The following is a 12,680-nucleotide window of genomic DNA, read 5'->3' as shown; positions in this document are numbered from 1 at the left end:
AATTATTCTATATAATTTGATATAATGATTTCGTATATTCTCCCCTGGCTCCTGATGGTATGTTTAATTTTAATCTAGGCACATAAACTACTTGCGTCCCATTTGCTAAAAAAGAAGACTCAACAGCAAATGTTATCGTCTTTTCAATTTTACCTAAAATAATAATGCCTGCTTCTTCTACACTTCCAGAACCGCTTACTAACAATAAACAAGCTGATGATGTACCATATGCAATACAATGACAATTAAAGTAGTATATTCCCGGATTATTAAACGCATATGCAACCTCTTCCGTACTTGAAATAGTCTTTGTCAATTTTTCATAAATCGTACTACTTTTAATTCTAGAACTAATGTAAGATAATTTATTAATTATTTTCTCAGCAAAACTTCCCTTTATACTTTCATTTAACTGTCTGGCATCTGCCACATATCCCTCTTCAGTCGTAACAAGGTTGTTTGCTATATTTGATTTATCGAATTTAGAATTCAATATTTCTTCAACACTTTGTAAAGTCCCTGTATTAGTCCATGCCTGTGCACCTCTATCTGTATATCTTGTCATAATATAAGTGTTACCTGTTTTCACATCAAGATAATGAGAACCCGTATTAGCCCCATTAACTGTTGACGGTGCTACTATTCCATACAATGTATAAAGATGACTTCCAACCCATTTTTGTGCCATTCTTTTTAACATTTCTTCATAAACTACTTGATTTTGCACAGGATTTGAACTATATGAATTTAGTTCACTGTCTATCACTGTTTTATTCGCTCCCTCATCTATCCCATCCAACTTCTTTTTATCCGCATCCGTAAAATCGTTATGTGACAGTCCCTTTCCTTCCTCTTTATCTACCTTGTCACCCACCTCCTCTCTTAACTCCTCCAAATCTTCCGCAAGTGCATACAGTCCTTGTTCTACAACATTAACCACTCCACCAGCGTTCACCTGAATATTTAATACAATAATTGCTTTGAACTCATACAGTCCACTATATTTTCTTATCATATCTGCGTCTTTATTTTCTGCATAACAAACAGCATATAATATCTCTCCCTCGTCAGGATCTGACGCATATATACCAATTTCCGTGAAAAGATAATCTTCTGCTAATTCTTTATTAGACATAACAAATTTGATTGCATATGTTGTGTCTGTTTTCTTCTGTGTGCTGGTTATCTGAAATTCCTGCTTTTCAGATTTTAATTCAGTCATAGCACCTATATCTGCATCTGTCTGATATTCACCATTTCCGGTTTTTACTTTCGTGACTGTTACTGAAACTCCTGTTTTTGCAAGCAGTGCAAGTCCCTTATCGGTCAGTCTTGTTTTTGTAAAATTTGTCACTATATTTCCTCCAATCTCTCACTATGCCACTCACCTGTAGATATAAAGCTTTGTAAATCAAATATATGTGTTCTTGTTTCCATTCCATCTATTATCGAACGCTGTGGCTTTACATACTTAAGAATATCTGCAAATCTTTTCACAAGCTCCTCCGTCGGTGATGTATCTGTTACTATCTTAAAATGAAACGGTTTTCCTGTTTCCTCATATTCATACCACGGTACAAACTCTGCCCCCGGAAAGACCGTTTGCAATAATTCTTTTATTCCCTTTACCGTTCCTGCATATGAATGTGACTTTAATGTTGTTTTTATTGTTTTGAGTTTGTCGGATTCCGACAAGCTGCTTAAAAAATATGGTGAACGAAGCATTGCCGCCATATATCCGTAATATTTTGCATCCACGCTATCCATGTCCGCCCAGACTGCTACGCTTTTTGCTTTTTCCATAACTTTCGCCAACTGCCTGTCTACTGCGTAACCGAAACACTTATCTTCAATATTTTGAAAAGCAGGAGGCATTGACAAAAATGTAGTCCCTGTTTCACCAAGTTTTCCCATGTTTTAATCATCCTCCAATCCGCCATAAACAAGCTCTACACTATCGCATATGGCAATCTGTGTTTCCGTTACCTGCGTAAACACCGGACTTGTTATTTCAAGCCTTTTTGCTCCTGCGACTCTTGCTACCTCAATGAGTTTATCCGGGACAATGTCTACTCCTATATTTTCATGACATTCTGATACAAAATACTGTGCTGCTTCTATAACAGACTCTTTAATGATTGTTTCATTTTCCCTATTTGATTCAGATATATAATATTTTCCTAAAATTTTATATCTTATAACTTCAGGAGCTTTAACATATATCTTGTCATCCGCCGGGGTATTCTCAAGTCCTGCAATATAATCAGCAACGGCTTTACAATATTTCTCATCCGGTATTTTTCCATCGGCAAGCATAATATAAATATCAACCTCTGCTGTTTCATTATTTTGAACCACATTAACAGAAACTATATCTGTACTATAAGCCTTTACAAAAAACTCATATGCAGCATTAGGACCCGCAGTTGAATAAGTAGATGGAAACATAAAAATATTTTCACGCAGCGTTTCATCGTCATATTCATCCTGACCGCCCGATGATTTCGTACAATTTACAACACCAGATATATTTAAGACCAAATCTGCAAGTACATTTATCTGACCTGTCACATAATCATTTCCGACCGTTCCTTCTTCTGTGCAAGTCGCAGACACTTCTACAAAGGACTCTCCCGCTTGTAATATGCAGCTTTCATCAGTAGCAAAATAAACATCATCACCGGCAGTGGCCCTTGTCCCGGCAGGTATTTCAACATCAAAATCAAGCACATCATTAACACTAAACTGTAATATACAAGTTGCCGCTTTTATGTTTGTCTCAGCATATCCAAGCGTAGCCCCCCAGTTTTCCAACACTTCCCTATCCATGTACTGTATAAAATTCTGACTAAATAAATAAGAAATATACTCATATATCTGATAAATTTCTCCAGCTACAATTTGCATCTTCAATCTTTCGGTATTGGCAGGATATAATGTTATTTCTTTTCCTGTCAGTTCTTCATATTTGCTCTGATAATCTTCAAGCATCTCCTCCGCTATTGTTTCCTGCGTGATATTAAGATCGCTCAAAAAATCAATTTCAGGCAAATTTTGCAACGCATCCAATTTAATCGCCATCTTTTAGTGTCACCTCCGAATCTAATCTTGCATTTTTTCTTGATAAACTTATTTCATCCACAAGCACCCTTTCATCCCAAAAGGATATTTGATCTTCGACTTCTGCCATATAAATTCCCTCGATAGAATTTTCCGGAGAACTGACAACGCTATCATCTATCCCCATATCCCTTGCATATGGAATACTTCCTTTTATACTTGATATAATATTCCCCACGCAGCCAACTATATCTGGTGCATCTGCCCTGTCTCCCGTGTAAATAACATTCAATGCACATCACCTCCCTATTTTTTTGGTATTCTAATAGTTGAACCGGGTTTTAACTTATAGCCTTGCTGCAGGCTTTTGTTCGCATTATAAATCTTCTTGTATTTGTCACCTGAACCGTAATATTTCTTTGCAAGATTCCAAAGTGTGTCGGTTTTCTTTAATGTATATGTAATATATCCACCACTCTTTTTACTGCTTACACTCTTCTTTTTAGACTTACTGCTGCTCGCTTTTTTACTTTTTGAACTGTTTGTATTCTGTTTTTTATTGCTGCTCGTTTTCGCTACTTTCTTCTTCCTTTTTTTATTTTTAACAGCCACTCTTTTATGCTTTGACTTCTTTTTCTCTTTTACTGATAAATATTCCTTAAAAGTTACATTAGCAACAATTAAAATTGGTTTTCCATTTTTATAAAATGTTTTCAGTTCATTTGACACACTGCTTATAATCCATTTATTATGCCCTGCCTTTCTGCCGCCAAGATACAGTGGATACACTTTTGCTTCAAGCGTATAACTTCGCAATTTATTAAGCATTTTCCACGGCGACACCCCAAGTTGAGCCCACAAATATATTGTCATCGTAAAATCATCTGCATTTCTTGATGTAAATTCAAGCAATGGCTTCTTTCCATGTCTTTTGTGCTCTGCAATATTTATTGATGAACTCCATGTCGCATCAGAAAAAGATAATGCTTCTACTTTTCCACCGCTATATGGAAGTTCCAGATAATTACCTTTAACTGTTTTCTTCAAAATAGGTTTACTCATCTTTGAATAAAACTTTATTCCACCAAAATGCCCGACTTGTCCCATTTTTTCTCCTTTCTAATCTGCATTAAGATTTTTTAAGACTACTTTTCCGGCAGCAATCTCAATCTCATCCTTTTGTGCATCATATTTTATATATGCCGTGTCAGAAAGCCTTTTAAAAAATCCTTTACCTGTAAACTCCGGCTTGTTTTCATCATTAAAATAAGGTCCTAATATAAACCCTGTTTTCTTCTGAGCATATTTCTGAGCCACTACAAGCACTAAATCATTGACTTTTGGCATATTATATTCAAATGCCAAAAATGGCAGTTCTGAATATATTACATTCTCCTCATCCTCAAAATAAACATCCGCACATCCTTTTTTATAGTCGATAGAAGATATTCTTCCAACCCTTATCGAATCCAAACTATCACCTCCGAGCTAACACTTTTATCTAATATTGGTTACACATTTATGACATTCTATAGTGCTTGTATAACCTTCATCTGAAAAATTGTGCGTAACCTTGTCAATAAAATATCTGCCGTTAAACTTTCCAAAGCCGGTTACCCTAAACACCCTGCACGCACGATATTTAGGGTCTCCCATAACTGTAAACGATGCTGTTATTGCCTCTCTTAAAGTTGATGCAAGCTGTGCTTTTGCCTTTTTCTCTGCATCTGCATGGCTGTCTGCCGAAGATGATATAAACAATGTCCTCCTCCCGGTTCTTCCCGGAATATTATAATTGTATGTTATATTTTTTCCTTTTTTATTCTGATACTGGAACTTAACACTGTCATAAATCTTTGATACACTTCTTGTAAAATTATATGTACTGTCATCCCCAAGATCCGACTTATTCAATGTAAATCGACTTGCTTTTCTCTCGTATGCCGTCTGGTCATATATAATCATTTTTCCGTTGTAAAGTTTCATGCAGCATCCATAATCGCTGCATATTGAAAAGGCAAATTCCAAATCAGTATTTCCATCCTGACTGACCTCATCAGCCTTATGATTTGACGCTTCAAAAACTAACTTTATGCCCGCCCTTTTTGCTATAATCTGTAAAATACTTTTCAGAGATGTTTTCTTGTATGTCTTGCTTCTCTGAGTGACATTAAATCCTGTATGAAGCGGAATACTCATTCCCTCCAAATCAACCGTAGCCGGAAATCCCGATGCTGCAAATTGATCTGCAACAAATTTTCCCTGATAAACTTCCCGATGTTCACTATCATTTTTCCATTTATCAACGACTATTGTTGCCCTTATATAATCTGATGACTTCGGAAAATAATTTTTCTTAAACCATTTTCCACTCTTATTAAACAGGCTTACGGATATTGTGTCAGCTTCCCCTGAAGCACAATCTACAATAGTACAACCGCTGCTTTCTTCTGTTATATCCATTGTTCCGCCGCCTTTATATCTAAGCCTTACATAGGCATTTCTAGCTTTCATCTTCTTCGTCTTCATCTCCTTCATCAGATACACCGTCTAAAGCATCTTCTTCTGCATCCTCATCATCTTCGTCCTCCTGCCATTCAGGAGCATCTTCGTCCTCATCTTCATTTATGACTTCAACCTCCGGACAATACAGCTTCACACCCTCATCAAAAATAAATGTATCAAGATACTTGGGATTTTCACGATAAAGTAAATATACCAAAGACTCATCACCATAAACTCTCCACGCAATATAATCCCACATATCTCCCTGTTTGGTCGTGTAAGTAAAGCCGCCCATCATGTTTTTATCTCGCCCCCTAACTGAATTTCACACGCTTATTTGACAGCATATATTTCTGCATCATTTTCGCAAACTCTGCCTGACTCATCTTTACTACCTTAGTCAATGTCTTTTCATCTGCATTTCCTGTAACCTGAATATTTGGCGAATAAGTTATATTTATTTTTTCACCACCTATACTAGGACTTCTCTTAACGGCATTGTATAACCGCACATCTCTTCTCTGTTTATAAGATGTGTTATCGTCCGTAAACGACATTCCTAACAGCTCACCTGTACGCTGATAAAGAGCCTTTGAACGTGGACTGCTATTTAAAGGAATGACAGCTTCACTATCCTTTTCAGCAAGCATCGAAATAACAGGATTTTTGTAAATTCCACCTTTTGCATTTTTCTTTGCTTTGATTGTCTTTTGTCTGCCGCCATATTTTTGCTGTTTTGGTCCTATTGAAGCAGGGTACAACTTTTTGACACGGTTGTCTGACTTTGAAGAAGCAGATGCATTAACAGCCATATCCAGTGTAATCACCGGACTTAAGTTTTTGTCATTAAAAGCATCTTTAATCTGATTATTCAATCTATTTGCTGCACCACTAACCTTTACTGAATTTTCGTCTATACCATTAGCTATTTCCTGTGGTATATCTGCGCCGTTTTTCTTACAAGCCTCTATAATTGCTGTCCATTCATCGTTGCCACCTATCTCATCACCAAGTATTGTAAGAGCATCTCTTGTAGAACCTGAAACTGCTGCAAGCCCTTCCATATCATTAATTCCATTTCCAAATGCACTTGTAGTTTCTATACCTTTTTGTTTCATCTGATTTTGTAAATCACTCATTTCTGATTGAATGTCACTTAATCCATTTTTAAATAATATAGAAATACCCTCAGCATCCTCTCCTAAATCTATACTAGATAATGCCTTTTCTACAGCCGCATTTAAATATGACAATGGTTCTTTTGCTGATATTCCCTGATTAGCTATATCCTCAACTTCTTTCTTTAAATTTGTTCTTAGCTGTTTCATGGCCTTTTTAGCTTTAGGGTATGTTGCTTCTATAGTGGATACAATATAATCAGAACCCCTTGCCAATGTGTTCTGCTGTTGCTTATAATACGCTGCATCAATCTTGTTTTTTTCAGCGTCATATTTCTTTTTTGATAGGTCACCGTTATTTCTTCTTTCATTCAGATTTGTCAGAGAAGTGGTGTGGGCTTCCTCGTACCCTTCCATCGCCTTTTTCTCATAATCTTTTACATCTTTTGTCAACTGTTTAAAATCTTCAGCCGTCAGACTTTTTCCTGAATATTTTAAATCAATCGTTTGAAGTTTAGCTTCATTCTCCGCTTCGGTTACAGAAGATGTTATATCAGATATTTGTTCTAATATCTTCTGTACGGTTGAGTCTGTATCTATGTCAATTCCATTTTTTACAGCATAATTTATTTTTTTATTTAATCGCTTTTGTAGAGTATCAAGTTCAACATCCAATCCGGCATAAAATTTATCATTTTCTTTTCCTATTTTTGAATTATTTCCGAGCAAAAGTTTTGTTGCAATCGACACCGAGTACCCTTTGCTCTCAACAGCTTCTTTTGCCGACTCCACATATTTTTCTACAGATACTTTATACTTATCAATATCGTCCTTATCAATCTTAAACCCAGCCTTGACTTTCCAGCTTATCTCACTAACCGATTTAAAGCTCTTACTCATAGCAGATATGGCATCTTCAGTTTTTCCGACCGACTCCAGCATTTCAGAAATCCGTGTAAGTTTTTTCTTTCCAACAATCTGTTGTGCCACTTCATCCAGCGTATCAAGCGACAATGATATATTTCCGAAATGTTCTGCAAGATTTGCCTGTGCAAGCCTTTGTTTTGTTTTATTTGCATAAATGCCAATTCCTGTGATTGCTGTAGCCGCCGCTGCACAGCCAACCCCTACCCATCCAATAGGTCCTGCGCCAAGAGCAGCTATAGAAGCTGCCAGCGATGAAATTCCTGAAACCACTTTGTATGTGATAAGTGCAATACCTATCGCCTCAACTCCCGAGGCTATTGCATCGAAATTGTCAACTACAAATCCACCGACATCTCCTACAAAGTCCGCCGCTTTCTCAATGTCCTCATAAAATGTTTCAAACACATTATGTATCTCTACCTGATGCGTATCTGCAAAGTCCGATATATTTTCAGATGTTTCATTTATGAACTCAGTCAGCTTTTTAATGCCATCAGCAAGTTCTCCGTCAAATGAATCCGCAAATGATATTTTAAGGTCATCAAGAGCAGAGTTCATAATTTCTCTTGTGGCAGAAAGTGTATTCGTCTGCTTATTATACATATCTTCAAGCGAACCATCTGAATTTTTGAGTTTCTTGTCAAGGTCATCCCAAGCACTCTTTGCACCGTTTGCCCCTTCTTTTACTCCATCGAGAAGATAAGCCATTTTTGAGTAATAATTTGTTCCGGCAATCTCTTTAAGTGCCTTTGCCTGGTCTTCCGTACTTAGTTTACTTACTCCTGCATTGATACGCTTCAAAGCCTCCTCAAGACCTACAAATTTGCCCTGTGAATCAAAAATTGATATTCCCAACGATTTCATCATGGTAAGTGCACTCTTGTTACTTCCAATTCGTGTGAGCATTGCATTAAGAGCAGTTCCGCCCTCAGCACCCTTTGTACCATTGTTGGCGAGAATACCAAATGCAACACCTGTGTCCTTTGCACTTACTCCTAATGTTCTCGCTGCACCTCCGGCTTTTATATATGCCTCCATCATCTGCTGGGAGTTCATATTGGAGGAGTTTTGTGCCTTTGTAACCATATCAAGATATTCGGGTAAATCTTTGACTTGCAATTTTAAAGCACTCATTGAGTCAGTAACAAGGTCGGAACAAGTAGCAAGATCCATATTCGATGCCGCACTAAGTTTTAGAACAGGCTGCAATGCTGATGTAGACTCTTTTACATTCCATCCTGCGAGTGCCATATATCCAAGTGCATCCGCACTTTCTTTTGCAGTTTTTGTCGTAGCTTTTCCTGCTTCTCTCGCCGCTTCGTTAAGCTGCTCCTGCTCAGTCTGTGTGGCATTTGCAATAGCTGCAGTATTGGCAAGTGACTGTTCATAATCAGAAAAAGTATCAACTGACTCTTTGACAAAATCTTTTATCTTTATTGCTCCAAAAGCCGTAGCAATAAGACCTGCCACTTTTTTTGCTGTAGAACTCATCCCCTGTAATCCACTTTTAGCACCATTTATACCGCTTTGAAAACTTGATGTTTTTTTAGCACCAAGCAAAATCTCAAGACTGTATTGTGATCTGTTTTTAGCCATTATTCCTCCCCTCTGACTATTTCAAGCAAGTCCTCATATATCCTTAAAAAGTCAATCACCGGCACCTTTTTGATATACTCAATGCCGCTGTTTGTGGCAAGAGCCAGACGCATTGCCGTTTTGGAAAGCATTACTGCCCAGTCATCACTAAGCCCTGCCCGTACATAAAAAAATGGTTTATAAGTGCAATAACTATCATCATGTCTCTTATTCCAAGCATATTAAAGAACTCTGCCGGACGATTTGTCACGTGCATTGCCACATACTTGCAATATGTGAAGTCCGTAAATTTATTCTGAGGTCTGTGACCTACCTTGATAAGAAGTCTGTCAAAATATTCTCCATCAATCGTAGTAAGATCTACAAGACCTGACAGATCAAGTGAAGAAATCTTTTCCATCTCCCCCTTATCATTCAGCCAGTCATACTCCCTTGAAAATTCAACAAGATATGGATTTTCCTTTTCTTCATTCTCATTGTCGGAATCCGACAAATTTCTTCCGCTGCTCACAACCTCATCACCTGCCGCTTCAAGTTCTGCCTTTTCAAGCAATTCGTCCAAATTTTCTTCTTTTACATCCATAATATTCCTCCATTCATTACATCAAAAGAGAAGATACATCTGCTTTTCAATGTATCTTCTCTGATTTTTGATTAACTATTTATTATAAGCTGCTGTCAGATTTTAACTAAATAAGGCTGGCAACATTACCAAGTACATCTTCGCCATTTATAACAGCCTTGCCGTTGAATTTGTCAATTTCCTCAATAACATCTTCGCCAACCTGATCTTTGTAATATATGACTTCTTTTTTGATAGTCGGATTGCCATATCCACCCTTTTTCAGCTTGCCATAATCGTGACCTTTAGTCATTCCCTTGATAGTTATTGTCCTAACAACATATATCTTTTTATATGTCTCCGTATCAAGGATTTCCTGTGCACTTTTAAGAATAATTGATGTACTGTCGTCACACATAATTCCAAAAGCTTCTTTTGACACCTGTGTAAATGGGATGTCAATCGTAGCACTCTTATACTGACCTGCTGACGGGCTGTCAATCTCACCTACCATTCCAGCAAGATTAAGTGTTTCTGAAACATTTTCAAAGTTTGGCAGAGTCATTTCATCAGTCACACCTGCAAGTCTTGCGTCTTCACTTACCTGACCGTAATATGCCTTAAAAATATTAGTCTTATCATGAATTTTTGACATTACTCATCGCCTCCTTCCATCGCATCTGTAAGAATCTGGGCATCATATACAAAGTCATTTTCAATGTACTCCGCCGGAGTATAATCAGCATACCTCGTCGAGAATATATAATGACCCTCAAGCATACTCGATGGCGGATTTTTTGCGGTATCAAAAATAATCTCACCACCTGCAAGATAATCCGGAGCAAGGGCATTAAGACTGGCATTATACTCATCAACTATTCCCTTGATAAACTTAACTTTAGCATTTCTTCCGACCTTTGAAAGATATTCCGTTTTAAAACGGTTCTGGAGATAATTAAGCATCATGACACATTTCGACCATCTTTTTGTCGGGTCTTTTGATGCTGGATACATTGCAGTATTATTTCCCCACGCTTTCCACTCAGGCAGTCTTATTGCCGTAATAATTCCATTGGCATTAAGATATGAGTTTGCATCACCCTGTATCACTTTCACCGGAGTCCCGTCTTCCGTACAAATACCATCAACAAGAAGTTCCCTATTGTCGATACCGTCAGGAATATCTCCGTTTTCAGCAGCTACAGCCTGTGCAAGTGCCGCAGCGAAACTTGAAAATGCAAGCACATTTCCATTTTTGTTTACCATAGGCCAGCAGGCATCAATAAGTTCACTCTGAGGAACATTCTTTTCTTTAACTTTGGCAACATTAAATACATTGACTGCACCACTTTCTGAACTGTCAATATCAACATATGCCTTTGCATTGTGCAGACTTCCAATAAGCCGTACCTTAGCTTCAAGTGCCGCCGCAACTTCCTTTTGCTTACTGAAAACAGGTGCAGTAACAATCGCCGGAATAACTCCTGTATTGATGAATACCTCGTCAAGAAGTTCAATACCGCTTCTCACGCCATTTTCATCAACACCTCCGATAATATCCTCCGCCGTAACTCCATCAGGATTCAGCTTTGCATAGCTTATATTAAGTTTCTGCAGCGATGAAGCAGCTCCGTCATTCGTCAAAGCAATAACCAGATAACCCTCTGAGTTAATCGACGCAACATAATCATCATCTGCCTTATAAGTTGTTTCATTTTCAGACACCACAACTTTATCAAGTAGCACACCCGTATCTTCTATAACCACCATCTTATTTACTACATCATATTCTTTTCCGACAACAGCCTGTGTATGCTGACTTTTATCAGGGTCAAGAACATTGATAACAACAACCGGAGCAACCTTGTGTACTTTGAGTGAAGCATACACACCCTGCATTGCTGTGTACTTTTCAATCTCATTAGTTTTACCAACAAGATTATCCATGTCTTCGGAATTTTCAAGTAGAATTATTGAGTTTACTGCATCCTTTGGATTTTTGAGTGTATTTATCGGCAAAGTTCCAATAATAACCTGTGCTGAATATGTTGTTTTACTCTGAGTTATTCCAACAGCACCACTTGACTTAGTTGCAATACCATGTTTATATATACTCATTGTTTACTCCTTTCCTGCTCTGCAAGTTCTTATATGCTGCATACTCCACTGAGCCCTCAATATTAAGTCTCTTTTTAGCCTCCAGCACATCACCTATCGGTATGATAAGCCTTGCAATGTTTTTGTTTTCTTCTGCTTTTTTCTCAATATGCTCCGGAAGTTTGTCCTTAAAAATAGTCCCATTTGTCACCACTCCCGGAATAGTAGGACCAATATAAATCTTCTGCGTCATCAAATACTTACCTCCATCTCGTCAAATTCTTCGCATGGTGTTGGCAATGTCCAGTATGTAATCAAATCTGACTCAAAATAAGGATATAATACATTCGGATTAAACCGCTTATGAGCCTTTCTTTCCATCCTTGTATGTCTGCCAACAATTCCAACTTTTATAAAATGCCTATATATCTCATTCATAAGATACATAACATTTACCCATCCAGAATGATCATTATCCATATCTTCAATATTGATTGAAAAATGAACTTCAACACGCCATTCATCATCCACCACATCTTCATCCGCTATCATTACTACAACATAGTTACGAAGTTCTTCGTCATCCTCGTCATATTTTTCAGGCAAATCCTGTGGATATACCTTTAAATCTTTATACTCGTTTCCGAGTTTCATCGTTATAGCATCACTTTTTACAAACTCCCTAAGTGATTCAACAATGTTATTTAACAACTGTAAATCTGTCATAAAATCCCCTTTTCTGTGCATTTTTTTGCACATAACAAGTTTGTGTCAAGTATGCACTGACACAAATCTTGCGTGTGAAAATAAGCTAT

At 37.4% G+C, this 12,680-nt stretch carries 14 protein-coding genes; all 14 read right to left on the bottom strand.

Annotated elements, in window-relative coordinates; translation table 11 throughout:
* Positions 1 to 7: 7 nt before the first annotated feature.
* On the bottom strand, positions 8 to 1,354 hold the full coding sequence (locus DW721_RS10990) for a hypothetical protein (RefSeq protein ID WP_118745784.1): 1,347 nt from the start codon (positions 1,352 to 1,354) through the stop codon (positions 8 to 10).
* Positions 1,354 to 1,914 carry a phage tail protein gene (locus tag DW721_RS10985; RefSeq protein WP_118745783.1) on the bottom strand — a complete coding sequence of 187 codons (561 nt, stop codon included), beginning with the start codon at positions 1,912 to 1,914 and terminating at the stop codon, positions 1,354 to 1,356. The genes DW721_RS10990 and DW721_RS10985 overlap by 1 nt, the downstream gene beginning before the upstream one ends.
* Before the next feature lie 3 nt (positions 1,915 to 1,917).
* Positions 1,918 to 3,081, bottom strand: coding sequence for a baseplate J/gp47 family protein (locus DW721_RS10980; RefSeq protein WP_118745782.1), 1,164 nt, complete (start codon positions 3,079 to 3,081; stop codon positions 1,918 to 1,920).
* Complete coding sequence (locus DW721_RS10975; RefSeq protein WP_118745781.1) at positions 3,071 to 3,352, bottom strand: hypothetical protein; 282 nt, start codon at positions 3,350 to 3,352, stop codon at positions 3,071 to 3,073. The genes DW721_RS10980 and DW721_RS10975 overlap by 11 nt, the downstream gene beginning before the upstream one ends.
* A gap of 14 nt (positions 3,353 to 3,366) precedes the next feature.
* Positions 3,367 to 4,167, bottom strand: coding sequence for a phage tail protein (locus tag DW721_RS16410; RefSeq protein ID WP_118745780.1), 801 nt, complete (start codon positions 4,165 to 4,167; stop codon positions 3,367 to 3,369).
* Between the two features lie 12 nt (positions 4,168 to 4,179).
* Positions 4,180 to 4,533 carry a hypothetical protein gene (locus DW721_RS10965; RefSeq protein ID WP_118745779.1) on the bottom strand — a complete coding sequence of 118 codons (354 nt, stop codon included), beginning with the start codon at positions 4,531 to 4,533 and terminating at the stop codon, positions 4,180 to 4,182.
* 24 nt (positions 4,534 to 4,557) lie between these two features.
* Positions 4,558 to 5,598: a hypothetical protein gene (locus DW721_RS10960; protein ID WP_147355401.1), complete on the bottom strand. Its 1,041-nt coding sequence runs from the start codon at positions 5,596 to 5,598 to the stop codon at positions 4,558 to 4,560.
* Positions 5,564 to 5,863, bottom strand: coding sequence for a tail protein X (locus DW721_RS10955; protein WP_243035997.1), 300 nt, complete (start codon positions 5,861 to 5,863; stop codon positions 5,564 to 5,566). Before DW721_RS10955 ends, DW721_RS10960 begins: the two co-directional genes overlap by 35 nt.
* A 16-nt stretch (positions 5,864 to 5,879) precedes the next feature.
* On the bottom strand, positions 5,880 to 9,206 hold the full coding sequence (locus DW721_RS10950; protein ID WP_118745777.1) for a phage tail tape measure protein: 3,327 nt from the start codon (positions 9,204 to 9,206) through the stop codon (positions 5,880 to 5,882).
* A 130-nt stretch (positions 9,207 to 9,336) separates the two neighbouring features.
* A complete protein-coding gene (locus DW721_RS10945; protein ID WP_118745776.1) occupies positions 9,337 to 9,789 on the bottom strand; it encodes a hypothetical protein in 453 nt (150 codons plus the stop codon).
* Between the two features lie 106 nt (positions 9,790 to 9,895).
* Positions 9,896 to 10,423, bottom strand: coding sequence for a phage major tail tube protein (locus tag DW721_RS10940; protein WP_118745775.1), 528 nt, complete (start codon positions 10,421 to 10,423; stop codon positions 9,896 to 9,898).
* The gene (locus tag DW721_RS10935; protein WP_118745774.1) at positions 10,423 to 11,886 is read right to left on the bottom strand and encodes a hypothetical protein; all 1,464 of its coding nucleotides are present in this window, start codon (positions 11,884 to 11,886) and stop codon (positions 10,423 to 10,425) included. The genes DW721_RS10940 and DW721_RS10935 overlap by 1 nt, the downstream gene beginning before the upstream one ends.
* Entirely contained in the window at positions 11,873 to 12,118 is a 246-nt protein-coding gene (locus DW721_RS10930) for a hypothetical protein (protein ID WP_118745773.1), read from the bottom strand. Before DW721_RS10930 ends, DW721_RS10935 begins: the two co-directional genes overlap by 14 nt.
* Complete coding sequence (locus tag DW721_RS10925; RefSeq protein WP_118745772.1) at positions 12,118 to 12,591, bottom strand: hypothetical protein; 474 nt, start codon at positions 12,589 to 12,591, stop codon at positions 12,118 to 12,120. The genes DW721_RS10930 and DW721_RS10925 overlap by 1 nt, the downstream gene beginning before the upstream one ends.
* Positions 12,592 to 12,680 lie beyond the last annotated feature (89 nt).

The organism is Clostridium sp. AM27-31LB (assembly GCF_003480745.1).
GTDB classification, from domain to species: Bacteria; Bacillota; Clostridia; order Lachnospirales; family Lachnospiraceae; genus Butyribacter; species Butyribacter intestini.
The sequence above is the reverse complement of the archived record's forward strand: the minus strand, read 5'-3'. Positions and strand labels throughout refer to the sequence as shown.

Bases quoted from the DNA above. Each gene is read 5' to 3' on its own strand.
- DW721_RS10940 (WP_118745775.1), bottom strand. From the start codon at position 10,423: ATGTCAAAAATTCATGATAAGACTAATATTTTTAAGGCATATTACGGT.
- DW721_RS10955 (WP_243035997.1), bottom strand. From the start codon at position 5,863: ATGATGGGCGGCTTTACTTACACGACCAAACAGGGAGATATGTGGGAT.
- DW721_RS10930 (WP_118745773.1), bottom strand. From the start codon at position 12,118: ATGACGCAGAAGATTTATATTGGTCCTACTATTCCGGGAGTGGTGACA.
- DW721_RS10925 (WP_118745772.1), bottom strand. From the start codon at position 12,591: ATGACAGATTTACAGTTGTTAAATAACATTGTTGAATCACTTAGGGAG.
- DW721_RS10950 (WP_118745777.1), bottom strand. From the start codon at position 9,206: ATGGCTAAAAACAGATCACAATACAGTCTTGAGATTTTGCTTGGTGCT.
- DW721_RS10935 (WP_118745774.1), bottom strand. From the start codon at position 11,886: ATGAGTATATATAAACATGGTATTGCAACTAAGTCAAGTGGTGCTGTT.
- DW721_RS16410 (WP_118745780.1), bottom strand. From the start codon at position 4,167: ATGGGACAAGTCGGGCATTTTGGTGGAATAAAGTTTTATTCAAAGATG.
- DW721_RS10945 (WP_118745776.1), bottom strand. From the start codon at position 9,789: ATGGATGTAAAAGAAGAAAATTTGGACGAATTGCTTGAAAAGGCAGAA.
- DW721_RS10980 (WP_118745782.1), bottom strand. From the start codon at position 3,081: ATGGCGATTAAATTGGATGCGTTGCAAAATTTGCCTGAAATTGATTTT.
- DW721_RS10960 (WP_147355401.1), bottom strand. From the start codon at position 5,598: ATGAAGGAGATGAAGACGAAGAAGATGAAAGCTAGAAATGCCTATGTA.
- DW721_RS10985 (WP_118745783.1), bottom strand. From the start codon at position 1,914: ATGGGAAAACTTGGTGAAACAGGGACTACATTTTTGTCAATGCCTCCT.